We start from the raw sequence: 24,682 nt of genomic DNA, 5'->3' as shown, positions 1-24,682 counted from the left end.
TCAGGCTTCTTCCATTGCACACATCAAGGGATGATGGTGTTCGCGAGAATAGTTGTTTACGATATGCACCTTGGTCTCGGCGACGTCTTTGCTATAGGTTCCGCAAACACCGACACCCTGGGTATGCACTTGCAGCATAACTTGTGTAGCTTTTTCCTGGCTCATATTAAAAAAATCCGTGAGTATTTCTACCACGAAATCCATAGGCGTGAAATCATCATTCAATAAAATGACTTTATACAGAGGCGGCTTTTTTAACTGCGGCTGAGCTTCCTGCAGTGCAATATTGCCGTCAGAGTCTTTATTAGGATCAAAATCGGACATAGTTTGCGTAGAATGAAATCTATATAGTGTTTAACATAGCGACTAAAGCAATAAATTTCAATCTTTACTGCTATAAATATTTACTAAATCGCGTAAAATGCGCACCTTTTCCCTGTTTACTGTGCCGTCATGGTTTGGAAACCGCATGTTACCGTTGCCGCTGTTATTGAAAAAGACCAGCGCTTTTTAATGGTAGAAGAATATACCGATCAAGGCCGGACATTTAATCAACCTGCCGGTCATTTGGAAACCGGCGAAACCTTATTGGCCGCTATCCAGCGTGAAGTCAACGAGGAAACTGCCTGGCAGTTTCGGCCTACGGCCCTGGTGGCTGTGCAACTCTGGCGCAGAACCCCGGATCAGCCCAGTTTTTTGCGGTTTTGCTTTACCGGCGAAGTGTATGATTACGCCCCGGATCAAGCGCTGGATCCCGATATCACCGCCACCCATTGGTTGAGTCTGGCCGATATTAAAGCACGCTCAGACCAATTGCGCAGCCCTTTGGTGCTGAAAACTTTGGCAGCCTATTTACGCGGTGACCGCCAGCCGCTTTCCATCTTACAGTCTTTTTTGGATTTGCATGAGTAAACATATCATCGTCGGCATGTCCGGCGGCGTCGATTCATCAGTAACCGCATTAAGCTTGCTGGAACAAGGCCATCAGGTCACTGGCCTGTTCATGAAAAATTGGGAAGAAGACGATGGCAGCGAGTATTGCACAGCTATGCAGGATCTGGCCGATGCCCAACAAGTTTGCGACACTTTAGGCATAGAATTACGCACTGTCAATTTCAGTGCTGAATATTGGGATGAAGTCTTTGAAGTTTTTCTGGCCGAATTTCAGGCCGGACGCACGCCAAACCCCGATATTCTGTGCAATAAACATGTTAAATTTAAAGCCTTTTTAAATTACGCCATAGACGATTTGGGGGCAGAGTTTATTGCGACTGGCCATTATGCCAGGGTCGATGAAGTGGCTGGCGAATTCCGACTATTAAAAGGTTTAGACCCCAATAAAGAACAAAGTTATTTTTTGTACGCGATGGGCCAGCCGGCCTTGGCTAAAACCCTGTTCCCGATTGGGCATTTGCATAAGCCGGAAATCCGGGCATTGGCGGAAAAAGCCGGTTTTGCCAACAGCCGTAAAAAAGACAGCACCGGCATTTGTTTTATCGGCGAACGCAAGTTCCGGGATTTTTTACAACGCTATCTGCCTAGTCAACCCGGCGAAATGCGCACCCCGGAAGGCGTGTACATCGGCAAGCATCACGGTCTGATGTATTACACCCTCGGGCAACGCCAGGGTTTAGGTATCGGCGGGGTTAAAGATGCGCCGGACGAGCCGTGGTTTGTGCTGGAAAAAGATCTGGTTAACAATGTATTGATCGTCGGCCAGGGCCACGACCATCCACTGATGCTGCATAATACCCTGGAAGCCTGCCAACTGGACTGGTGCGGTTCACAACCGATCACCACTCCCTTGCACTGCGCCGCCAAAACCCGCTACCGGCAGCCGGATCAGGAATGTCTGTTGCAACCGCTGGCTGATGGCCGGGTAAAAGTGCGGTTCACACAAGTACAACGGGCGATTACGCCGGGGCAGTCCGTGGTGTTTTATGCCGGTGAGGTTTGCTTAGGCGGCGGGATTATTGAACTTAGGTATAATGAAGCTTAAGTATTTATTTCAATAGACTGTTTTTAAAAGTCTAATTTTCCTGGTGCAGTGGCTTTGGATCGCGATTGACGCACCTGGTTTTGCTCGGCACATCCTATGTATTGCCTTAAAATTTTTTAAATCATCTCCGTATTATTTTGGATAACATTAATATGACCCTCACCGCTATTTCCCCCATCGACGGCCGCTATGCCGGCAAAGTTGACGCTCTGCGCCCTATTTTCAGCGAATACGGTTTGATCCGTTATCGGGTGGAAGTAGAAGTGCGCTGGTTGCAGGCTTTGGCTGCTGAAGCGGCGATTACGGAAGTGGCGCCGCTATCAGAGGCAGCCAATGCGGTGTTGAACAGCATCGTCAACGACTTTAATGAGGCAGATGCCCAAGCCGTTAAAGATATTGAAAAAACCACCAATCATGATGTGAAAGCGGTGGAATATTTTATTAAAAATAAAATCAAGAATAACCCCGAACTGCTGGCAGTCAGTGAGTTTATTCATTTCGCCTGTACGTCTGAGGACATTAATAATCTGTCTTATGCGCTGATGTTGAAAGAAGGCCGGGGTTTATTGCTGACCGAGATCGATGCCTGTATTGCCGCTATTAGCAAACTGGCTCACGATAGCGCTGAGCAAGCTATGCTGTCGCGCACCCACGGTCAGTCTGCCACGCCGACCACAACCGGTAAAGAGTTTGCCAATGTGGTGGCGCGTTTGCAGCGTCAGCGCCGGCAATTGGCTGATGTCGAGCTATTGGGTAAAATCAATGGTGCAGTCGGCAATTATAATGCCCACAGTGTGGCCTACCCTGCCCTGGACTGGGCGCAGTTTGCCCAAAATTTTGTCGAGTCGTTGGGCCTGAGTTTTAATGCTTATACCACCCAGATTGAGCCGCATGATTATATGGCGGAATTTTTTCATGCTCTGAGCCGGTTTAACACTATCTTGCTGGATTTTGATCGGGATATCTGGGCTTATATCTCGCTGGGCTATTTCAAGCAAAAAACCATTGCCGGCGAAGTGGGTTCTTCAACCATGCCGCATAAGGTTAATCCGATTGATTTTGAAAACTCGGAAGGTAATCTGGGTCTGGCCAATGCCATTCTGGGATTTTTGAGCGAAAAATTGCCGGTTTCACGTTGGCAGCGGGATTTGACCGACTCAACCGTGCTGCGCAATATTGGCGTGGGTATAGCCCATACCAGTATTGCTATTCAATCTACCCTGAAAGGCATTTCCAAACTGGAGATCAATCCGCAGGCGATTAATCAGGATCTGGACGATAACTGGGAAGTACTGGCTGAGCCTATCCAGACCGTCATGCGCCGTTACGGCATTGAAAAACCCTATGAAAAACTTAAGGAATTGACTCGCGGCCAGCGTGTTACCGCGGCGGGCATGCAGGCCTTTGTCGCTACTCTGCAGATACCGGAAGCTGCCAAGGCGGAGTTATTGGCTTTGACCCCGCACACTTATACTGGTTATGCGGCGGCATTGGCTAAACAGATCAGTCCGGCATAGCTAACAATAAGTGCTGAACTTCATCTGGGTATTTTTTTTCCTCACGGCGTTTATCTGTGCTGTGTATAAATGCCTGGTGCTGGGCGACCAGACTGTGTTTGCCGAGTTGATAACAGCCCTATTCAGCCAGTCAAAAACGGCGTTTAATATTGCCTTGGGTTTATGCGGCATTATGGCCTTCTGGCTGGGTATGTTGAATATTGCCGAGCAGAGCGGCTTTATCGGTTTATTAAGCCGGCTGTTAAATCCGCTGTTCAGCCGCTTGATGCCGGAAATCCCCAAAGATCACCCGGCACTGGGGGCGATGGCGATGAATATCGCCGCCAATATGTTGGGCCTGGACAATGCCGCCACACCGATGGGGATCAAGGCCATGCAGGAACTGCAAAGCCTGAATCCCCATCCAGACCAGGCCAGTAATGCCCAGATTCTGTTTCTGGTGATTAATACTTCGGCAGTCACCTTGTTTCCGGTAACTATTTTTGCCTACCGGGCGCAAATGGGCGCGGCTAATCCCAGTGATGTATTCCTGCCGATTCTGTTAGCCACATACGGTGCCGCCCTATCCGGCTTGCTGGCGGTGGCCGTGGTGCAAAAAATCAATTTGCTGGATCGGGTGATACTGGCGTATCTGGCCGCGATTAGTCTGCTGGTGTTTGGCCTGCTGGCTTATTTTTACCGACTGGATCAACAGCAAATGTTGCAGCAGTCGGCCATGCTCAGCCATGTGCTGTTGTTTGGGCTGGTGATCGTGTTTATTTCGGCGGCGGTTTATCAAGGCCTGAATGTTTATGAATTATTCATCAGTGGCGCCAAGCAAGGGTTTCAGACCGCAATCGGCATCATCCCCTATTTGATTGCCATGCTGGTGGCGTTTGGGGTGTTCCGTGCCAGTGGCGCACTGGAACTAATTACCGGCGCTATCCGCTGGCTGGTGGAGCTGTGCGGATTGGATGGCCGCTTTATCGATGCTTTGCCTACCGCGCTGCTCAAGCCATTCAGCGGTAGCGGCGCCCGAGCCATGATGATAGACACCATGCAAAGCCAGGGTGCGGATTCTTTTGCCGGGCGCTTGGCCTGTGTGGTACAGGGCAGCACGGAAACCACTTTTTATGTACTGGCTGTTTATTTTGGTGCGGTAGGCATCAGCCGGATTCGCCATGCGGCGGCTTGCGGTTTGATTGCCGATCTGGGCGGCATGTTAACCGCCATTTTTGTGACTTACTGGTTTTTTGGATAATGCAGATACATCTTAAAACGTTAGGCTGTCGTCTTAACGAAGCCGAGCTGGAAACCTGGGCGCAAGCCTTTCAGGCTGCCGGCCATCAGATTACCCGCGAGCTGGCGCAAGCGCAGCTGGTGGTATTGAATTCCTGTGCGGTTACCGAGGATGCTGCGCGCAAATCCAGGCAGTTAATCCGCCGTATTCATCGTGATAATCCACAGGCAAAACTGGTGGTAAGCGGCTGTTATGCCACATTAAATGAAGCAGAAGCATCGGAATTGCTGGGCGTGGATCTGGTCGTCGGCAACCAGGATAAAAATCAGCTGGTCAGCAAAGCGCTGACGGAACTTAATCTGGACAGTATGCCGGTGATGTCCAGCGAGCCGGGTGAGGTTTCATTGTTCAGCCGGGGTCGGCAGCGGGCTTTTGTTAAGGTGCAGGACGGCTGTCGCTATCGCTGTACCTTTTGTATCGTTACCGTGGCACGCGGTGAGGAACATAGCCGGGAGCTGGACGAGATAATCAAAGAAATTAATATCTTGCATCAACAAGGTATCCAGGAAGTGATAATTACCGGCGTGCATCTGGGCGGGTACGGCAGTGATACCAATAGTAATCTGCTGGAACTGGTTAGCGCCATTTTGGCGCAAACCGCTATTCCACGCCTGCGGCTGGGTTCTTTGGAGCCGTGGGAACTGCCGGACGGCTTTTTTGAACTGTTTAATAATCCACGCCTGATGCCGCATCTGCATCTGCCTTTGCAAAGCGGCAGCGACAGTGTTTTGAAACGCATGGCTCGGCGCTGCAAAACCGAAGAGTTTGCTCAGATAGTCGCTACAGCCCGGCAATTGGTGCCGAATTTTAATATCACCACCGATATTATTGTCGGGTTTCCGGGGGAAACCGAGCTCGAGTGGCAGGAAAGTCTGGCTTATATTCAACGTATCGGCTTTGGCCATATCCACATTTTCAGTTATTCGCCGCGCGCCGGCACGGCGGCGGCCGGTTTTGCCCAGCAAGTCAGCCCGGCAGTAAAGAAATTGCGCAGCAAACAATTGCATGACCTGGCCGAACAAATGAAACAGGATTTTATAGCGGCTAATATTGGTATAGCTGCCCCAGTGTTGTGGGAGGGCCATACCGAGACCTTGGCTGATGGTCAGATTCGTTATTTTGGCTATACGCCAAATTATTTACGGGTGGCTTGTCAGGTTGAACCGGGACTGGAGCTGGAAAATCAGGTTTGGTCCGCTCAGCTGATTCAGGCAGAATCCGGTTTTGTGGCGGCAAATTTGCAGAACTGCAACACTTGATTAAGGCTGGATTATTGCCTAGCTGAGTCGTAACATCTTAAACAGACCGTCTGTAGGGTGGCTTCGCCGCCAGGCAAGCCACCAAAGCTGTTTAGCTATCGCAAAAACCAGAGCAGCGCTATATCATCGCGACCCGTAGCCTCGATGCAACGCAGTGGAATCGAGGGCTTCGCAGCGTAGCCTTAATCGAACCAAGGTCAGCGGGATTCAACAATGTTGAACCTAAATCGACCCAAACATAGCCTATTGAAACGGAAGCCGCTGGTTTGGCCTAACTTGAAGCCACTGCTAAAGTCGCATCACCTTAAGCCAAACACCGCTTCGAAAAAAGCGGGGGGGTGTTTGCCTTAGTTTAAATTAATATGGACTAATCGGACCTAAGTTTTTGCCTTTATCTTCATTAAATTTCAGCACGTCTTCATCCGGAACATTACCATCATGTACCAGATAATTCCGCCGGGCCAGATAGGCGTTTTTGAAGAATTCGTAACGGTCGAGGGCGGCTTCGCTCACCACGTTGCCGGCTGCCAGATTGTTGGCGCGGGTGTCGATGGCTTTTAAACCACCCAGTCCTCCAGAAACAATCCAGGCCATAGTGCTATCGTTACCAAAATAAATACCGGTATAGCTGATGGGGTTTAAGGCGGCATCGGCCAGTATGCCGGTTACGCCGCGAGCCGAACTGGGGCCAAGGAACGGCAATACCAGATAAGGGCCGGTGTCGACTCCCCATACGCCCAGGGTTTGGTCAAAATCTTCAAGGTGCTTGGGTAGATCCAAACGGCTGCCGACATCAATCAATCCACCCAGGCCTAAAGTGGTATTGACCAGCAGACGAGCACTATCCTCACCAGACTGGCTGAACTTGCCTTGCAAGGCATCGTTGGCGGCAACAGCGATGTCATCCAGATTGCTGAAGAAATTGGTAACCGCATGATGGGCAAATCCTGGCAACAACCAATCATAGCCTTTGGCAACCGGTTTCATGACATAATCGTCTAAATTGTCATTGAAAGTTTGAGCGCCACGGTTCCAGCCCTGCCAAGGATCTTTGGGGTCGCTGCCCTTGGTGGTAGCGCAACCACCTAGTACTGTCAGCATCCCTATCAGCAGTAAAGCCTTGGGTATATTATTTTTGTTATATTGCATAATATTTACCTTAATTACCTGAATACTTGTTGAGCCAGTGAAAAACTGGCGTAACATAACATATAACCGATCTTTTTATCCAACTCCCACATCATGGAAATCAGTCCGAACCCTTTAGCCAACCGCTTTAGAGGCTATTTGCCGGTTATTGTCGATATTGAAACCGCCGGCTTTAATGCCAAAAAAAATCCACTGTTGGAGATTGCCGCCATTATCGTCGAGGCTGACGCTGATGGCCTGTTACACATCACGGAAAAACATCATTGCAATATTATACCGTTTAAAAATTCGGAACTTGATGAAGCAGCGCTTAAATTTACCGGCATTGATCCTTACCAGCCTTTTCGGATGGCTGTGGAGGAAAAAGAAGCGTTAAACCGGTTGTTTACCCCAATCAAAGCCGCAGTTAAACGCAACGAATGCAAACGGGCGATTCTGGTGGGTCATAATCCGGCATTTGATATTAATTTTTTAAATGCCGCTATAGAGCGTACCCAGCATAAACGCAGCCCATTTCATCCTTTCAGCAGCTTTGATACCGCTACTTTGGGTGGCATGGTCTATGGTCAGACCGTGCTGGCCAAAATTGCCGAAGCAGCCGGACTGGAGTGGGATAACAGCCGAGCCCATTCTGCCCTATACGATGCCGAGCAAACAGCGGTATTATTTTGTATGATGATAAATCGCTGGAAAAAACTTAGCGAACTGGCTGAAATCAAATAAGTTTAATTCGCCTATGCCATGCCGTTTTGCCGGCTTGCTTGACCGGCACATTAACATCACTTAATGCGCCGGTAAGCTGAGCGTTTAAACGGTTTCAGCAGCAACCAGGGCTTGTAATTCGCCTTTGCTGTACAAATCGGAGATGATGTCGCAACCGCCGATCAGTTCGCCTTTAACGTAAAGTTGTGGGTAAGTCGGCCAGTTGGAATACTGCTTTAAGGTTTCACGCAATTCGGCATCTTCCAGGATGTTGACATAAGCGTATCTGGCATTGCTGGCTTGTAACAGTTGCACTACCCGACCGGAGAAGCCGCATTGAGGGAAGTCCGGGGTGCCTTTCATGTATAACACCACGTTATTGCGACTCAGTTGATCTTGAATTTTTTCTATAGCACTCATTTTAGGCATCCGCACAAAAATTGATAACCTAGTAATTTTATCAACTATTGGTTTTTTAAGTAAATAGTTTGTGCTTGATTTGCTTAAATTTGTTTGGATGCCTGTATTTGGCAAGGCTTTGCGCCGTCGCTTATAAACCCTTTTTTAATAAAAAATCGCTGCGGCTGAATAGCCATTGCTTTCCAAAATCACTTTCAACTGTTTTAAGGCACTGATTTGGATTTGCCGGACGCCTTCCCTGGTTAAATCCAATTCGGCGGCTATTTCTTCCAAGGTGGCGCTTTCAAATCCGCATACCCCAAAACGTCGGCAAATCACATCGCGCTGTTTGGGGTTGAGTTGGTCAATCCAATCAGTAATATTGGCTTGGATAGTGTACTGTTGCCAAACTTCAGTTGGTGCGCGGCTGCTATCTTCGGCGATAGTCTCTAACAACGATTTATCATCATCGGCTGTCCAGCCGGAATCGACTGAGCTGATGCTTTCATTGAGTCTGAGCATTTTACTGACGGTGCCGAGGGGCTTATCGACATGCCGGGCAATTTCATCCAAGGTTGGTTCATGGTCAAGCTGTTGGGCCAATTGGCGCTGGGCTTTCAGGTAAATATTCAATTCTTTGACCACATGTATCGGCAAACGGATGGTGCGGGTCTGATTCATCAAAGCCCGTTCTATGGTTTGTCTGATCCACCAGGTGGCGTAGGTGGAAAAACGGAAACCGCGATCAGGATCAAATTTTTCGACTGCGCGGATTAGTCCCAGATTACCCTCTTCTATCAAATCCAGCAAAGGCAGGCCACGATATTGATATTTGCGGGCAATGGTAACCACCAGACGCAAATTGCTTTCTATCATGATTTTTCGGGCATGCTGGTCACCATTAAGTGCCAATTTGCCGTAGTGCTTTTCTTCTTCTACGCTTAGCAGTTTGGATTTGCTTAATTCATTTAAATAACAATGCGTTACATCATAGCTGGAGCCGGCTGTTTCACTGTCCTCGCCCATTTCGGGGGCTGGTACTAATATCGTTTCGATTTCAGTGATGTCCAATTCATCGGCTTCTGTTGAGTTTATTACATCCAATACGTCTTCGATCATAACGACTCCTGATACGGAAATGGCTGAAATTGCCGATATGGCAACAGAGCAAGATGTGCGACGAATTAGGCTGATCGGCTCAACATCTCTAAGCAACAAATTACCGTATTAAGCGCAAAATAATTTGAGCGGCATCAAGAAAATGCTGTTTATTCAGACCGGATTCTATTTGTATCGGGGCAGGTTCAGCAATTGCAGGTGGAATAGACTATATTCGGGGGGCGGGGTAGCAGCGGCATTTGTCATGCCGCCGCTGATTGGGCAGATATGTGCAGGCCCAGGACTTGCTGGCGGATGTTATTGCTTGATGGTTTTGTAGCCTTCTTCGCTTTCACGCATGATTTTTTGGCCTTCGTCTATCAAGGTTTGGCCTTGATCGATTTCAGACTGGCCTTGACGTTGCAGAGCTTGACCTTTATCAACCATTTGCTTGCCTTCCTGCCAACGGCCGCTGAGTTGCGCAATACCTTGGCTATCTCGCAGCATTTGCTCGCCGGACACAATTTTTGGTGCAACTGGCGGCGGTTTTGGCGTGCTGGAGCAAGCGGCTGCCAATAATGCTAAAGCAATACTGGGTGTGCAATGTATGAAACGGTTTATTATCCGCATCGATAGTATCCTCAGGTTTAGGCTAAAAATGAAAAATACAGCTAACGGGCTTTGAATATGGCATCAGAAGCCCCGGCTTAAGCCATTATATTATATTAAATCTGGAAACTTAGGCCATAGACGCTATTGTTTTGGTGAAAGCCGGTCGAAAAGTTTTTAACTTCATGGGTGTCGCTGGGCGAATTTTATAATTTATTTTTTGGTTCAGCTGATCCTGGATAACAGTCGGCATAGTGCAGTTGCTGTGGGCGGCTTGAGTTTCGGGTGATTGTGTCTATTAATGCCATCGTGTAGCATGTGCTATATATAATGGCCTTGTGCTGCGTGTACGCTGGCATGGCTGGCACTACCTATTTCTGTACTTTAATACCCTATGCGCATTCTCAATATTTATTTCAAGAATATCAACTCATTAGGCGGTGAGGGCCGGGTCAATTTTGATCAGGGCGCTTTGGCGGAGAGTGGGGTGTTTGCCATTACCGGGCCGAACGGTTCCGGGAAAACCAGTATTCTTGATGTGATTACGCTGGGCCTGTATGGCGAAACTTATCGATTTCATAAGCCGGCTGAACATATTATCACCAAGCATAGCGATGAAAGTCTGGCTCAAGTGGAGTTTGCTTTTGATGGCGATAAGTATCGTTCCACCTGGCAGGTTAGCCGCACAGATATAGACCATCCAAGTATGGCGCTGACTCTGCTGGATGGCAATGGCGAAACTGCTTTGTTGGCCGAATCCCCGGTGCTGGTGCGTAAACGCCTGCAAGAGCTGACCGGCCTGGATTTTCATAAATTTTCCAAATCAATAGTGTTGCCGCAAGGGGATTTTGCGGCTTTTCTGAATGCGCTGGACAGTGAGCGTATGGATATTCTGGAAAAAATCAGTGGTGCCAATATTTATCAGGACTATCAAGCTCAAATTGAAAATCAGCATGCCAAATTGAGCCGTACAGTGGCAGAACTGGAACAGGAGGTTGAGTTAATTCCCTTGCTGACTGTGGAAGCTTTGGAAGCAACTGAGCAGGATTTACATGATTTCAATGAGTTGTCATCTGAACTTAATGTAGAGCTGGAGAATCTTCAGGAGCAATTGCAGAATTTGCAGGTCATTGATGATCTGCAGCGGCGTAATGTCCGGCTTACCGAGCAGCAACAGTTAGTCCAGCACCAACTGGATCAGTTGCAAGCCGATTTGCAGCGGATTGCCACCGCACCTAACCCGGAAATGTTTAAAGATTACCTGCAACTACTTAAGAAGATGCAGGAAGAAGTAGCTTTAAGTCGCAGTTATATAGAAAATTATCGGCGTGAGCTGAGTCTGTTGCAACAGCAGTTACCGGCGAATACCGGCACTGGTGCCCCGGTAAGCCTGGATAATGCCGCTGAGCGGAATTTTGAGCAGCAAAAACTGGTGGTGGATAATTTAACCCTGAAATTAAGCGAAATTAAGCTGGAACTGCCCAGAGAAACCGAGCTGGCTCAGGCGATTATGTATCAGTTGCATGAGAAGCAAGCCATGCTGAGTGAAGTAGACGCCTGGTTGCAGGAACATCAGGCTGAGGCAGTACTGGTACAAGATTTTCCTGATGTCGTGCAATTACGTAATGTGCGCAATACCTGTCTGGAATTGGAGGGTCAGCAAAAAACTCAAGCAGCCTGGTCGAAAAAGACCCAGGCCGGTATCAAAAAAACCAAGGCCGATTTGCAGGCTGGGCAAAATCGCATTACCGAGTTAAATCAGCTGATCACCACCAATGAAGCTAGTCTGATGGCAATTACTCAGGGTAAAACTTTGGCTGAGTTACAGGAATTATTGCTTGATCAGCAAAGCCGGGTTAAGCAGTTTCTGGAACTAGTGGATATTGCCGCTGTTTATGTGCGCCTGAGTGATAAAAAGCCGGGTTTAAGCTGGTTTGGCGGTGCCAAAACTGAAACGCCGGCTGATCCTGGGGAATTACAGGTGCGTGTGGATGGCTTGAAACTGGAGATAGGTCGCGAGGAAAACATAGGTAAAGCCCTGGAGCTGGCTATTGCCAATGAAACGCTGTTAAAAAAGCTCAATGCTTACCGGGATAAACTGGTGGACGGCAAGCCCTGCCAATTGTGTGGGTCTGTACAGCACCCTTATGTTTTGCGGCCCCCTGTTCAGACTGATTCTAAAAAAGCCTTGACCGATCAGCGCAGCAAAATTCTGGTGTTGCGGACCACACTGGACAGTGTGCAAAAACAATTGGCTGCAGCGCAGAAGCAAAACACCAATTTAACGGCCAAGCAAAAATTTTTGCTGGACAAACGTAATGAATGGGTGGTGTTGACCAACCGCTTGGCTATTGCCTTTGCCGGTCTTGAAATTCATGATGTGGCAGCGCAAAAACAGTTACTGGGTGGCGAAATTGTCGAACAGGATAAGATCAAAGCCTTGGTGGAAGAATATACCCAGCTACAACGTGATAATGCCAAAGCCAAAAATGAAATTGCTGTGAAGCAAGCCGAACTGGGCAGTTTACGTTTGGCTGCCGAACAGTTGGAGGCCAGTTGGGCGGAACGGGCGCCGGAGCTGGCCGAGCTGGAACAGCGTTATCAGGCTAGTGTGAATCAGGAAAAAGTCCTGATTGCCCGTCTGGAACCACAATTAGCCAAATTGGGCGAAAAATTGCCGGCCAAAGGTAAAGAAGATGCGGTCTATGACCGATTGAACAGTCGACGCCAGGATTATCAAATCAGAGAATTACGTCAAAATGGTTTGCGCGAGGAATTGGCTGTTTTGCAAAGCAAGTTGCAGCTTTGCCAAGCCGGCATCGGCAAATATCAGCAGCAGCAAGCAGCGGTAATGGATGATTTGCAGCGGGAAAAATCGCTGGGCTTGCATTTGGCCATTTTAGAGAAGCAAAAACTGCTGCTTGAACAGGAACGCCAATGGCAAGAACGTCAGGAAGCGCTGAGCAGTATGGAATTGGTGATTGCCGGTAAGATTAGCGAATATGGCTTGACCGACCTGGCCGCCCTGCATGATTTGTTGGCCTTGCTGGAGCGTGAGCCGCAATTGCTGCATAAACAGCATGAACTATTGGCTAAATCCGCCCAGTTGGATACAGATTTAGCTCAGCTTGCCGCTGAGTTGCAAATCAGACTGGAAACGCTAGATGCAACAGCGAGCAGTGCTGACTTACAGGCTATGCATAAGCTGATTAGTGAAAAAGTGGATATTGCCAAGCAGGAAATCCGCTCTTTGCAGAATATTTTGACCAAACAGCAGCAATACCGGAAAAAGTATGCTGCTATTCAGACTGAACTGGACAAACAACAGCAGCTTTGGTCGGCATCACAATTGCAACTCGATGAATTGCATGCCGAGCCCGGTAATTTACGCCGTAAAACCCAGCAATTATTGATCGATCAATTATTGGCTCATGCCAATCGGGTGCTGGAAAAAATCAATGGCCGCTACTCAATACGTGGCGCTATTAGTGATCATGGGCTGGCGCTGGAAATTGAAGATGCCAAGCAAAACAAAGTGCGCAGATTACCAAAAACCTTGTCAGGCGGAGAAAGTTTTGTAGTAAGTCTGGCGCTGGCCTTGGCCCTGGCAGATGTCGCCAATCAAGGTAAAGCAATAGAGTCGCTGTTTTTGGATGAAGGTTTTGGCAATTTGGATGCGGAATCTTTGTATCTGGCTTTAAACACGCTGGAAGGTTTGAAATTGCAGGGCAAAACTGTCGGGGTGATTTCGCATGTAGAAGGCGTAAAAAAACGCATTAAAACCCAGATTGAGTTGATTAAAAATGCCAATGGCTTAAGTATTGTCAAGCTGGTGGCTTAAGTTTCATGCTGCTGTTAAGCAAATCCGATGCAGAAATCCTGGCCGCCATCACGCCGCTGATGGACAATATGATGGCCGGTTCCACCGCCATCAATCACGCTCAGCATAGCCGGGATTTTACCGAGCGCATGCTGGCCATAGTGACTCCAGATCGGCTGATGATGATGTGCCGGGATTATCAGGCGCGCTGGGGCTGGTTTGGCCGACGTGAATTTGTCGCCTTATTCCGACGCCGGGATTCGATAGCAGTTGTCTGGCGGCAGTTTTGCAGTTTGAGTGACGATGAATATGTGGCAGAAGCAGTATTTGTGGAACATGACGGGCGCTTATTGATCGATCATGCGCTGGTTTATTGAGTGAATTATCGAGCTTAAGATTGTAATTAACTTGTTATAAAACAATTTATTATAAATATATTTTAATGTAAATTATTAATAATACTTAATGTTGGGTAATGTGTTTTGTGAGGAGTTTCCCGTGGAACAATTTGGCCTGTTCTGGGGTTTGTAACGGCTATGTTTGGAGTTGTTGAGGTCTTGGTCAAATCCCTCCCTAACCCCACTTTTTCAAAGAGGGGAGCTGGTTGATTGGCTTAAGTTGAGGATATTTTTTAAGCAAAAAATGGCATCAACTATATAACGCAAATATAGCTTTTGTAAAACAAGTGAGCAGTGCATCTGCCGGTTTGATGCCTGATCCTCATTGAGGCTACTTTTGCCGTTTGTGTCTGCTAGGGTGGCTTCGCCGCTAGGCAATCCACCAAAACTTTTTAGGGTGTTTGGCGTTTTGCCATCACGACCAGCTTGAGCATGAAGTGAAAACACCCTACATGAAATAGCACATAAACTTAGCTTCATTCGTAGGAGGTTGCACTTCGTTTAGCGCATCCTATAGCGGCCTGTATTTAAAGTGATAATTGAACGCTGAATAGTTACAGTACTACTTAATTATTTACAATAGATAGTTATTTTAACTTATTGATTTATTTTATAAATTAATGGATAGTTTTTGCACGTATATGCCATATTAATAGCTGTTCCAGTCTATTGGTACGCTCCACATCAAACCCGAATCTGCTGTGCTTTGTCCCGCCCAACCCGCAAATCTGGTACATTAATAGTAATGACCTGCCAACCTGATTAACGCCCTCCCCTAGCCATGATCCAAGAAACCATAGTCACCACTATTAACGCCCAAGGCATGGCGCATATCGCACCTATGGGGGTACATGTGGTACAGAATCAGTTTGTGATTTTGCCTTTTAAGCCGGCTCAAACCCTGTCCAATTTGCTGGAAACTAAAACTGCCGTGATTAATTATTGTGATGATGTGCGGGTTTTTGCCGGTTGTCTGACCGGACGGCGCGATTGGCCCTTACGGGCGGCTGAGCAGCTGAGTGGCTGGTATCTGGCTGATGCCTTGGCGCATGCCGAACTGGTGCTGGAACGAGTTGAAGATGATGAAGTACGGCCAAAATTGTTTTGCCGGGCCATACATACAGCTAATCACAAGCCGTTTCAAGGCTTTAATCGTGGGCAATATGCGGTGTTGGAGGCGGCTATACTAGTAAGCAGACTGGGGCGCTTACCCTGGGAGAAAATAGTCAGTGAACTGGATTATTTGCGTATTGGCTTGGAGAAAACCGCTGGCGATCGGGAATGGCAAGCCTGGGGTTGGCTAATTGAGTTGATAGAGCAACACCGGCCGGCCGAGGTTCAACCATGAGTTATATGCTGGCGAGTGTCAACAGCCTGGCGGAAGCCTTACTGGTTGAGCAATTTGAAGTGGATATTATTGACCTTAAACAACCGGCACGCGGTGCACTGGGGGCTTTAGCCGCTGCAACAGTCAAGCAGATCGTCAGCCATTTACCGTCCGGAACCTTGGTGAGTGCCACTATAGGGGATTTACCCATGCTGCCGGCAGTGTTGGCAGCAGCGACACTGGAGATGGCGCAAACCGGGGTGGATTATGTAAAAATCGGTTTTTTTCCGGACGGCGACTGGCCGGCCTGTATTAACGCATTAAGTGTGGCCGCTAACCAGGGTCATCAATTGGTGGCGGTGCTGTTTGCCGATACCAGACCGGATTTTGGAGTGATTGCTTTGCTGGCCGCAGCGGGGTTCCGGGGGGTGATGCTGGATACCATGGATAAGCAGTTAGGCAGTTTGCCGCAAATCGTATCGGCTGCGGAATTAGCGGAATTTGTATATTTAAGTAAACAGGCCGGCTTATTGTGTGGTTTGGCCGGATCCTTAAAATTGGCGGATATCAGTGAATTATTGCCACTCCAGGCCGATTATCTGGGTTTTAGAGGTGGTTTATGTCATCAGTCCTGCCGTACCGCAGAACTGGATACCAGTCGAATAGCTGCGATCAAAGCCTTGTTGGCCGAGCCGGTTCGCAGCGAATTGTGCGGATAGCCAATTATGCAGACCACCTTATTACAGATGACCGCGCTGATTATGTGCGGGGCGTTATGGGGAGTCACTGAGCCGGGCGGATTGTCTGCCCAGCAGACCCGGCTGGTGCTGACTTCGGTCGTGTATTATTTTTTTCTGCCGGCGATGGTCGTGGAAGTCTTGTGGCACGCCGAGATTGGTTGGCAGTCTATGCAATACAGTGCCTTGGGTACGCTGTGCATCATTTTAGGCATCGCCTTGAGCTGGCTGATTGCCCGCTTGTGCCGGTTTAGTCATCCCAAAACCGGGGCGGTGATTCTGGCAGCGGCGTTTCCGAATGTGACTTATCTGGGCTTGCCGGTACTGGAACAAACTTTCGGCAGTTGGGCGCGTTCGGTGGTTATTCAGATTGATCTGTTTGCAACCGCACCGGTGGTATATACCCTGGGGATCATGCTGGCCAAGTATTTCGGCGAAGTGGATAGCCGGGAAAAACCCATGTCGGTACTGGCGTTTTTAGGCGCGCCACCGTTTTTGGCAGCCATATTGGCGGTAGCATTAAATCTGGCCCAAGTACCGGTACCGGAGTGGCTGGAAGGCTTGTTGCAGAAATGTTCGGCGGCGGTGGCGCCCCTAATGATTTTTTCTTTGGGTATGGCTTTAAGCTGGCGGGCGGTACGCTGGCGTAATTTGCCCTACATCATGCCGGTATTGCTGGTGAAATTACTGCTGCAGCCGCTGGCAGCCATGTATCTAGCCGCTTTTATGACGGTAAGCGCAGAGCAGAAAGCCGCAGCAGTGCTGGATATCGCCATGCCCAGTATGATTTTGGGCATAGTCTTATGCGACCGTTATAAACTGGACAGCTCTTTATATGCCACGGCGGTGACGCTGGGCACCGCTTTGAGTCTGGTTAGTCTGCCGATCTGGTACCGCTTGTTATGAAGCTGGTCGCGGAGATTTTTTCCCAGGGTGAGGAACTGGTGGGTGGCCAGATTGTGGACACCAATGCGGCCTGGTTATCCGGGCAATTGCTGGAGCTGGGTTTTCGGGTTAGCCGCCATACCGCAGTGGGTGATGATCTGGCGGCCTTAACTGCCTTGTTCAGCGAAATTGCCGGTCGGGCCGATTGTTGTATCTGCACCGGCGGCCTGGGGCCGACTCTGGATGATTTAACTGCCGAGGCTGTAAGTTTGGCTACCGGCCTGAGCCTGGAGTTTGACTTACAGGCCTGGGAACAGATACAGAGTTATTTTGGCTGCCGTTCCCGCCCTACCCCGGCATCGAATCGTAAACAGGCGTTATTACCGGCCACTGCGCTACGAATTGATAATCCGGTGGGGACGGCGCCGGGCTTTGCCCTGTGTTATCAACGCTGCTGGTTTGTGTTTTTACCGGGTGTGCCGGCAGAAATGCAAGCCATGTACTTAACGAGTATTAAGCCCTTATTAATGGCGCGTTTTGTCCTGGAGCCGGATTGTCTGGTGACATTTAAAAGCATAGGCATAGGCGAATCGGCGATACAGCAGGCATTACATGATTTGCAATTGCCGGCAGAGGTGCAGTTAGGCTTTCGGGCCGGCATTAATGAAGTGCAGACCAAATTACTGTTCCCTGCTGGATTTGCCGAGCCGGTAAAGCAGGCGCTGATCGCCCAAACAGCAGCATTGATCGGCGATTATGTGTTTGCGATTGACGGTGTGGATGGCATACAGGGTGATTTGCTGGATGTAATAGACCGGCAAATGCAGCATCACCGCTATAGTCTGGCCGTACTGGAAACCCTGACTCAAGGATTGCTGAGCAGTCAATGTCTGGGCAAGTCCTGGTTGCGAAGCGCCGATATTGCGGTGGATCTGCCCCGCCTGGTGGAAAAATGGCAAATTGTGCTGGATGCCGAGCATTTAGAGGCAGCAGCAACCGAGCTGGCCGGGATGATGCACCGCTGTTATCACACCGATTTGGTTCTGGTACAGCTGTATGTCGGCCCCGAAAACCACTTCCAGGACCGCCGACAGGCGGTTGTCCTTTATAATGCCCTATATGATGGCGAAACTGTGATGACCGCCCAACATCGGGTGGCCGGTACGCCGCAGCAAAAACAAAATCAAGCCACCCAGTTAACACTGGATTTACTCAGACGCTTTTTACAAAACAGATGCCCTTAATTCGCTTAACCAATGTTTCGATTGCCTTTGGCACCCATGCTTTGCTGGACAATGCTTCCTTTCAGTTAGACCCTGGCGAACGCGTGGGTTTGCTGGGCCGTAACGGTGAAGGTAAATCGACTTTGATGAAAATCATCGCCGCCGATATCCACGCAGATCATGGTGAGATTTGGCAGCAACCGGAATTACGCCTCGCCTGGCTGGAACAGGCCCCGCAGTTAGCAGCCGAGGACACTATTTATCAGGCAGTGGCCGGTGGTCTGGGTGAGTTGGGTCAGGTGATTGTGGATTATCATCATTTATTGACGCACATGGATGGCAGCGAAGAATCGCTGAATACCCTGGGTCAGATCCAGCACAAGCTGGAGGCATTGAACGGCTGGCAATTTCAGCAACGGGTGGAAGCGGTATTAAGCAAGCTGCAATTACCGGCTGAAGTACTGGTTTCCAGTCTGTCCGGCGGCTGGAAACGGCGGGTGGCACTGGCGCGGGCGTTGGTGATAGACCCTGAAGTATTACTGCTGGATGAGCCGACCAACCATCTGGATTTTGAGAGTATCGCCTGGTTGGAAGAACAGATCTTGGCATTTAGCGGGGCGGTATTGTTTGTCACTCATGACCGGGCTTTTTTACAACGTCTGGCGACCCGGATTATTGATCTGGATCGCGGACAGTTGACATCCTGGGCCGGCAATTACGAGGATTATCTGCGCCGTAAAGCAGCCCTGCTGGAGGACGAAGCCAACCAGAATGCCGAATTTGACAAAAAACTGGCCAAGGAAGAAGTCTGGATCAGACAGGGTGTGAAAGCCCGCCGTACCCGTAATGAAGGCCGGGTACGGGCATTAAAGAAATTGCGTGATGAGCGTGCCGAGCGCCGTTCTGGTCAAGGCACCGCCAAACTGGCTATCAACAAGGGTGAAATTTCCGGCCGTAAGGTGGTTGAAGCCGTTGATGTCAATTTTCAATATCAGGATAAAGTCATTATCCGTGATTTTTCAGTACGGATTGATCGTGGTGACAAAATCGGCCTGATCGGCCCGAATGGTGCCGGTAAATCGACTTTACTGAAGCTGTTGCTGGGGCAATTACAGCCGACTACCGGTACCATAGAATTGGGTACCAATCTGCAAATTGCCTATTTTGATCAGTTGCGCGAGCAACTGGACCCGGAAATCACGGTGGCGGATACCGTACTGGATGGCGGTGAGTTTGTTGATACACCCACTGGTAAACGCCATGTCATGTCCTATCTGGCCGATTTTTTATTCGCTCCGGCCCGCGCCCGCTCGCCGGTAAAAAGTTTATCCGGCGGCGAAAAAAACCGCTTGTTATTGGCGCGTTTGTTTACCAAACCGGCCAATTTGATAGTCATGGACGAACCGACTAACGATCTTGATTTGGAAACCCTGGAAATCCTGGAAGAAAAGCTGGTGGATTATCAAGGTACCTTGTTGCTGGTCAGTCATGACCGGGCATTTCTGGATAATGTGGTTACCAGTGTGCTGGTATTTGAAGGCGATGGCCGGGTTAATGAATACATCGGCGGTTATGCCGACTGGTTTGCCCAGGCCGAACAGGATAAAAAACTGGCGGCAGACATCAGTGCCGCTGAAGCTCAGAAAAAAGACAAACCAAAAACCAATGCCCCGGCCAAAAAACTCAGCTTCAAGGAACAGCGCGAACTTGAGCAATTGCCTAAGCTGATTGAGGACTTGGAAGCCAAACTGGCTGAATATAATATTAATATCAACTCGGCTGATTTTTACAAACAGGATGCCGGGCTGGTGGCTCTGGCTCTGGAGCAGTTGGCCAAAACCGAAGCAGAGCTGACCCAGGCCTATCAGCGCTGGGAAATACTGGATGCCAAATAACTTAATATTCATACTTATATAGCCAAGCTATCAATTTACTTGAACTTTTTTGAAAAACCCTTATTCTAAGCATACAACATACTGGTAACTGTTGCGGTAAAGTCAAACGTCAACGTAGTCGATGCTGCCAGGTAGAATTGAAAGTATCGGCAGGGAAAGCGTCGACACTGGGTTCATTGTGGCACCCAATAGTTACAAATAAAGGAGATAAGCGTGAATATTGCCGAAATTTGCCAATTAATTATCAAGCCGTCCAGAACCACGGTTGCCGTGGTGTTTATGTTGGTGTTTCATGCCGCCGGCGCCAAGTCTGCTCCACCCAAACCGGCGCCGGTCAATCAGGTCGAGGTACAGGCCCCGGCTCTGCAGGCTGCGCCATTGATACTGAGTTTGCCGGATACCGAAATTAAAACCACTGATTCAATCCTGGATATGCATAGTCAGCAAGCTGGAGACAATCTGCAGCTCTTGGCCGGGAATCGAAAAAAAGCGCCGGTAAATCTGGATTGCGGCATGGATTTGTACCAAAACTCGGCGCCGGATGTGTCTTTAGGCAGTCGCTTAACCGGGGTTTGTGATTTAAAATATCATTATTAAGCTACTTTTCTGAGTAAACTCGCTCATCCGGGTTAAGACTGCGTTAAAATTAGGGTTTCGTCGTTTAGCCCATTCTATGAAACTGCCCTTTCTATTAGTTTTTTTCACGCTGTGTTATACCAATCTAACCCTGGCCGGCGATAAACCGTTGATCCGTATTGGGCTGATGGCCTCAGGCACCTTGGGCTGGGAAATTGCCGCCTTGCAAAATGAAGGTTTGCTGGCCGATAGTGAATTCCGTCTGGAAACCCAAACCTTGGCCAATCAGCAGGCCGGCAAAGTGGCATTACAAGCCGGCAGTGTCGATATCATCGTCTCCGACTGGATCTGGGTATCCGGGATGCGCGCTGAAGGCGCTGATTACACCTTTTACCCTTTTTCCAGTACAGCCGGCGGCTTGATAGTACCCGCTAATAGCGAGATTAAAACCCTGGCCGATCTAAAATCTAAAAAACTGGGCATAGCCGGCGGCGAACTGGACAAAAACTGGTTATTGCTGCAGGAACTTGGCCAGCAGCAAGGCCTAGATCTGAATGCCGGCGTGCAAAAAGTCTATGCCGCCCCGCCCTTGCTCAACCAACAATTGGCCGAACAGCGTATCGATGCCCTGCTGACCTATTGGCAGTTCGCGGCACGCCTGGAAACCCAGGGTTATCGCCAATTACTGAGCGGTGAGGAAATTATTAAGCAACTGGGTATTAAGGAAACAGTGCCCAGTCTGGGTTATGTGTTTAAGCAGAGCTGGGCTAATCAGAATTTAAGCGCATGGCAAAACTTTCTGACTCTGGCTGATCAGGCCAGAAATAAGCTGTGCACCAGCGATCAGGCCTGGCAAAAAATTGCCAATACCTTTGCCGCCGGCGATGATATCAACCAGCCCTTATTACGTGAGCGATACTGTCAGGGGCGAGTGCAAGAATGGGGGCCGGCCAATCAGGCAGCCGCCCAGCAGTTGTACCGTTTATTACATGGCTTGGCCGGTAACAAACTTACCGCCGGTCACCCGGAATTACAGGCCGGCACTTTCTGGTTAGGCCGCTAATGCCGGTGAGTGCTTTGCGCAGCTGGTTGATGGCCGGCGTATCACTGCTGGTGTTAGTGGGGATTTGGCAGGTACTGGCGCTAAGTTTACACAGCCGCAGTCTGCCTGGGCCTTTGCTGGTGCTTGATGTGCTGTGGCAGGCACTGCTCAGCGGTGAACTGCCCTACCATCTGGGTTGGACGCTATTACGCTTATTACTGAGTTTTACTATCGCCATGCTGCTGGGTTGCGCTATCGGCATTGCTTTGGGCCGCAATCGCAGCCTGGATGCTTTTTTTGATCATTGGCTGGTGATTTTTTTGAACATCCCGGCACTGGTATCAATTATATTATGCTATGTCTGGTTTGGCCTGGAGGAATGGGCGGCCATTTTGGCGGTGGTGATCAATAAACTGCCCAATGTGGTGGTCACCATACGGGAAGGAACCCGCAATCTGGATCAAAATTTATTGGCTATGGCCCAGTCTTATCGGCTGGGCAGAGTGAAAACCTTGCGTGCGGTGATCTGGCCGCAACTGCATCCGTTTGTGATGGCCGCTTCGCGTTCAGGTCTGGCACTGATCTGGAAAATAATTTTAGTGGTGGAATTATTAGGTCGCAGTAATGGCATGGGTTATCAGTTGCATCTATTCTTTCAGTTATTCGATGTCGCCGGCCTGCTGGCCTATACCATAGCCTTTATTGTCGTTATTCAATTAATCGAGTGGCTGATCCTAAGACCATTGGATAACAAAGCCAGGAGCTGGCGGCGATGAAAGATATACGTATCAATATCGTCGACAAGACTTATCAAGCCGATGGCCGCAGCCATAAAGCCATCGCCGGACTTGATTTAACCATACAGCGCAATGAATTTGTCTGTTTGGTGGGGCCTTCAGGTTGTGGTAAAACCAGCCTGCTCAATATCGTGGCTGGGCTGGATCAACAGTTTCAAGGCCAGATTCAACTGGGTGATACCCAAAATGCCGCTCATATCGGTTATGTATTTCAGGAGCCGCGTTTGCTGCCCTGGTATACGGTGCGACGCAATATAGAACTGGTCTGTAGCGGCCAGCCGCCGGCGGCTTTGATTGATGCTTTGTTGGTTGATATGCAGTTGGATGCTGTCCAGCAGCAATATCCGGAACGGCTGTCATTGGGTATGCAGCGCCGGGTAGCGATTATCCGGGCCTTTGCCATTAACCCGGTGCTGCTGTTGATGGATGAACCGTTTGTGTCCCTGGATGCACCGACCGCCCGCCAGATCAGAACCTTATTGTATTCCTTGTGGCGGCAGCGACCACATACCGTGTTATTTGTCACCCATGATTTGCGTGAAGCCATTTCCCTGGCTGACCGCCTGATTTTTTTATCGGCGGCACCCATGCAGGTGGTTGCCGATATTCCGGTAAACTTGAGCCGGGATGAACGCGAGCAGCCTGCGCAGATTGAAGCCTTCCGCCACCATTTGCTGGATAACTTTCCGGCGATTGCCGCGTTGTTATAAACAACGCTCACTCCCAAGCCCATGAAACTTGTACTGGCCCGCGTCCTGACTGAGGAATATATCAAAAAATCCCGGTTTATTGGGGTAATCAGCCCCTGCGCTGACGAAGCGGCAGCTTTGGCAGTGATTAAAAATCTGCATGTACAGCATCCCGATGCCAGTCATATCGTCTATGCCTACCGAGTGCAGTCTGCTGATGGTCTGGTTTGCCGATTTTATGACGATGGTGAACCTGGTGGTACTGCCGGTAAGCCGATTTTTCAGCACCTGGAAGGCAAGCACATCATTAATGTCGTGTTGGCGGTGATTCGTTATTTCGGTGGAGTAAAGCTAGGTGCCGGTGGTTTGACCAGAGCTTACGGCAATCTGGCTAAACAGGTCATCGAGATTGCTGAACTGCAAGACTATGTCGAATATAGCGAGTTATTAGTGACTTTGGATTATCCTGAGTTACAGGCACTGGAATATCAGTTGAAAAAATGCGATGGGCAGATTCTGACTCAGGAATTTGCCGAAAAAGTCAGATTGCGTATCAAACTCCCCGCTCAGCATCTAGCCAAAGTGACAGAATTTTTAGCACCCTACCCCCAGAAAAATTAATCCGGCTTTTGGCGGAAAAATTCTGCTATATGAATCAATCACCTGTTGAAAAGTTCCGTTCGGAAAATTTTTTCTTGACTAAAACAAAAAAAAGTAATGCTAAGTATCCGCTAACAACGGGTAAGCCATTAATTGCAGTCAGGCTACAGGCCTTGTCTACCAAGGCTTTGCTACACCTAACACAGTCTTATGTCAAGTATATGACTGTATAATTTACTAATAAGAAACAAACCATCCACCGTCTACAGTATTGTAAATAAAACAAGCCAGCGCTATATTAGAACCGTATTCATTTATTTGACTGTATATAGTCAAGGAGTAAAGAAATGAAGAAGCCGTTTAATTGGTATAGAGATGTGGCCACTGGCCTGTTATTCACCACCGGAGTGTTTGGTTTTATGTCCGGTGAATTTATTATCTCCACTATACTGTTTGGCGCCGCCACGATTGCCAGCAATCTTGATTTTGGCGGATCATTTAAAGCTTGATGTTTTTGTTCCTCGTTGTTGTTAAATAAACAGTCCCTCCTCTGGCTCTGTTTAACTCTATACCCTTCGCCCGCAAAGGCGAAGGGTTTTTTTATGGGCGTCACCCAGCCTATCTTGCCGTAATCTAAGCCATTATCAGCCCAAAAAATGCTAAAATCAGGGTTTTACTCAGG

25 protein-coding genes are annotated in these 24,682 nt (G+C 48.9%); 19 read left to right on the top strand and 6 right to left on the bottom strand.

Annotation, left to right across the window (positions count from 1 at the left end):
• Entirely contained in the window at positions 1–324 is a 324-nt protein-coding gene (clpS, locus tag KEF85_RS08965; protein ID WP_215579635.1) for an ATP-dependent Clp protease adapter ClpS, read from the bottom strand.
• A gap of 129 nt (positions 325–453) precedes the next feature.
• Here clpS and KEF85_RS08960 point away from each other — a divergent pair, with 129 nt between their 5' ends.
• The 5 genes from KEF85_RS08960 (at position 454) to mtaB (ending at position 6,054) form a co-directional block, all read left to right on the top strand.
• The gene (locus KEF85_RS08960) at positions 454–912 is read left to right on the top strand and encodes an NUDIX hydrolase (protein WP_215579632.1); all 459 of its coding nucleotides are present in this window, start codon (positions 454–456) and stop codon (positions 910–912) included.
• Positions 905–1,999 (top strand): tRNA 2-thiouridine(34) synthase MnmA, encoded by a 1,095-nt coding sequence (mnmA, locus tag KEF85_RS08955; protein WP_215579629.1) that lies wholly within the window; start codon positions 905–907, stop codon positions 1,997–1,999. Before KEF85_RS08960 ends, mnmA begins: the two co-directional genes overlap by 8 nt.
• A 152-nt stretch (positions 2,000–2,151) precedes the next feature.
• Positions 2,152–3,516, top strand: a complete 1,365-nt coding sequence (gene purB, locus KEF85_RS08950) for an adenylosuccinate lyase (RefSeq protein ID WP_215579627.1) — start codon at positions 2,152–2,154, stop codon at positions 3,514–3,516.
• A 10-nt stretch (positions 3,517–3,526) separates the two neighbouring features.
• Entirely contained in the window at positions 3,527–4,756 is a 1,230-nt protein-coding gene (locus tag KEF85_RS08945) for a nucleoside recognition domain-containing protein (RefSeq protein ID WP_215579624.1), read from the top strand.
• On the top strand, positions 4,756–6,054 hold the full coding sequence (gene mtaB / locus KEF85_RS08940; RefSeq protein ID WP_215579621.1) for a tRNA (N(6)-L-threonylcarbamoyladenosine(37)-C(2))-methylthiotransferase MtaB: 1,299 nt from the start codon (positions 4,756–4,758) through the stop codon (positions 6,052–6,054). Before KEF85_RS08945 ends, mtaB begins: the two co-directional genes overlap by 1 nt.
• Before the next feature lie 357 nt (positions 6,055–6,411).
• Here the strand turns inward: mtaB and KEF85_RS08935 are convergent, their stop codons facing one another.
• Entirely contained in the window at positions 6,412–7,203 is a 792-nt protein-coding gene (locus tag KEF85_RS08935) for an MlaA family lipoprotein (protein WP_215579603.1), read from the bottom strand.
• Between the two features lie 93 nt (positions 7,204–7,296).
• Here KEF85_RS08935 and rnt point away from each other — a divergent pair, with 93 nt between their 5' ends.
• Positions 7,297–7,926 carry a ribonuclease T gene (gene rnt / locus KEF85_RS08930; RefSeq protein ID WP_215579600.1) on the top strand — a complete coding sequence of 210 codons (630 nt, stop codon included), beginning with the start codon at positions 7,297–7,299 and terminating at the stop codon, positions 7,924–7,926.
• An 84-nt stretch (positions 7,927–8,010) separates the two neighbouring features.
• Here rnt and grxD read toward each other — a convergent pair whose 3' ends face one another.
• The 3 genes from grxD to KEF85_RS08915 form a co-directional block, all read right to left on the bottom strand.
• A complete protein-coding gene (gene grxD / locus KEF85_RS08925; protein WP_215579597.1) occupies positions 8,011–8,325 on the bottom strand; it encodes a Grx4 family monothiol glutaredoxin in 315 nt (104 codons plus the stop codon).
• A 144-nt stretch (positions 8,326–8,469) separates the two neighbouring features.
• Entirely contained in the window at positions 8,470–9,423 is a 954-nt protein-coding gene (gene rpoS, locus KEF85_RS08920; protein WP_215579594.1) for an RNA polymerase sigma factor RpoS, read from the bottom strand.
• Between the two features lie 297 nt (positions 9,424–9,720).
• Positions 9,721–10,032: a hypothetical protein gene (locus KEF85_RS08915; protein WP_215579591.1), complete on the bottom strand. Its 312-nt coding sequence runs from the start codon at positions 10,030–10,032 to the stop codon at positions 9,721–9,723.
• 373 nt (positions 10,033–10,405) lie between these two features.
• Between KEF85_RS08915 and KEF85_RS08910 the strand changes: the two genes are divergently transcribed.
• A complete protein-coding gene (locus KEF85_RS08910) occupies positions 10,406–13,852 on the top strand; it encodes an AAA family ATPase (protein WP_215579588.1) in 3,447 nt (1,148 codons plus the stop codon).
• 5 nt (positions 13,853–13,857) lie between these two features.
• Positions 13,858–14,208 carry a hypothetical protein gene (locus tag KEF85_RS08905; protein ID WP_215579586.1) on the top strand — a complete coding sequence of 117 codons (351 nt, stop codon included), beginning with the start codon at positions 13,858–13,860 and terminating at the stop codon, positions 14,206–14,208.
• A 210-nt stretch (positions 14,209–14,418) separates the two neighbouring features.
• Here the strand turns inward: KEF85_RS08905 and KEF85_RS08900 are convergent, their stop codons facing one another.
• Complete coding sequence (locus tag KEF85_RS08900; RefSeq protein ID WP_215579583.1) at positions 14,419–14,709, bottom strand: hypothetical protein; 291 nt, start codon at positions 14,707–14,709, stop codon at positions 14,419–14,421.
• A 301-nt stretch (positions 14,710–15,010) separates the two neighbouring features.
• Here KEF85_RS08900 and KEF85_RS08895 point away from each other — a divergent pair, with 301 nt between their 5' ends.
• The 11 genes from KEF85_RS08895 to KEF85_RS08845 all read left to right on the top strand — a co-directional run bounded on the left by KEF85_RS08895 (position 15,011) and on the right by KEF85_RS08845 (position 24,509).
• Positions 15,011–15,577 carry a DUF447 domain-containing protein gene (locus tag KEF85_RS08895; protein ID WP_215579580.1) on the top strand — a complete coding sequence of 189 codons (567 nt, stop codon included), beginning with the start codon at positions 15,011–15,013 and terminating at the stop codon, positions 15,575–15,577.
• A complete protein-coding gene (locus tag KEF85_RS08890) occupies positions 15,574–16,275 on the top strand; it encodes a (5-formylfuran-3-yl)methyl phosphate synthase (RefSeq protein WP_215579569.1) in 702 nt (233 codons plus the stop codon). The genes KEF85_RS08895 and KEF85_RS08890 overlap by 4 nt, the downstream gene beginning before the upstream one ends.
• 6 nt (positions 16,276–16,281) lie before the next feature.
• Positions 16,282–17,199, top strand: coding sequence for an AEC family transporter (locus tag KEF85_RS08885; RefSeq protein WP_215579567.1), 918 nt, complete (start codon positions 16,282–16,284; stop codon positions 17,197–17,199).
• The gene (locus KEF85_RS08880) at positions 17,196–18,422 is read left to right on the top strand and encodes a competence/damage-inducible protein A (RefSeq protein WP_215579566.1); all 1,227 of its coding nucleotides are present in this window, start codon (positions 17,196–17,198) and stop codon (positions 18,420–18,422) included. The genes KEF85_RS08885 and KEF85_RS08880 overlap by 4 nt, the downstream gene beginning before the upstream one ends.
• Positions 18,413–20,296 (top strand): ATP-binding cassette domain-containing protein, encoded by a 1,884-nt coding sequence (locus tag KEF85_RS08875; RefSeq protein ID WP_215579564.1) that lies wholly within the window; start codon positions 18,413–18,415, stop codon positions 20,294–20,296. Before KEF85_RS08880 ends, KEF85_RS08875 begins: the two co-directional genes overlap by 10 nt.
• A 213-nt stretch (positions 20,297–20,509) precedes the next feature.
• A complete protein-coding gene (locus tag KEF85_RS08870) occupies positions 20,510–20,893 on the top strand; it encodes a hypothetical protein (protein ID WP_215579563.1) in 384 nt (127 codons plus the stop codon).
• Positions 20,894–20,969: 76 nt separating this feature from the next.
• Complete coding sequence (locus KEF85_RS08865) at positions 20,970–21,935, top strand: ABC transporter substrate-binding protein (RefSeq protein WP_215579561.1); 966 nt, start codon at positions 20,970–20,972, stop codon at positions 21,933–21,935.
• Positions 21,935–22,690, top strand: coding sequence for an ABC transporter permease (locus tag KEF85_RS08860; RefSeq protein ID WP_215579558.1), 756 nt, complete (start codon positions 21,935–21,937; stop codon positions 22,688–22,690). The genes KEF85_RS08865 and KEF85_RS08860 overlap by 1 nt, the downstream gene beginning before the upstream one ends.
• Positions 22,687–23,421 carry an ABC transporter ATP-binding protein gene (locus KEF85_RS08855; protein ID WP_215579555.1) on the top strand — a complete coding sequence of 245 codons (735 nt, stop codon included), beginning with the start codon at positions 22,687–22,689 and terminating at the stop codon, positions 23,419–23,421. The genes KEF85_RS08860 and KEF85_RS08855 overlap by 4 nt, the downstream gene beginning before the upstream one ends.
• 21 nt (positions 23,422–23,442) lie before the next feature.
• A complete protein-coding gene (locus tag KEF85_RS08850) occupies positions 23,443–24,021 on the top strand; it encodes an IMPACT family protein (protein ID WP_215579552.1) in 579 nt (192 codons plus the stop codon).
• A gap of 326 nt (positions 24,022–24,347) precedes the next feature.
• Complete coding sequence (locus KEF85_RS08845) at positions 24,348–24,509, top strand: hypothetical protein (RefSeq protein ID WP_215579551.1); 162 nt, start codon at positions 24,348–24,350, stop codon at positions 24,507–24,509.
• The last annotated feature ends 173 nt before the right edge of the window (positions 24,510–24,682 follow it).

The organism is Methylomonas paludis, from assembly GCF_018734325.1.
Classification (GTDB): Bacteria; Pseudomonadota; Gammaproteobacteria; order Methylococcales; family Methylomonadaceae; genus Methylomonas; species Methylomonas paludis.
The sequence above is the reverse complement of the archived record's forward strand: the minus strand, read 5'-3'. Positions and strand labels throughout refer to the sequence as shown.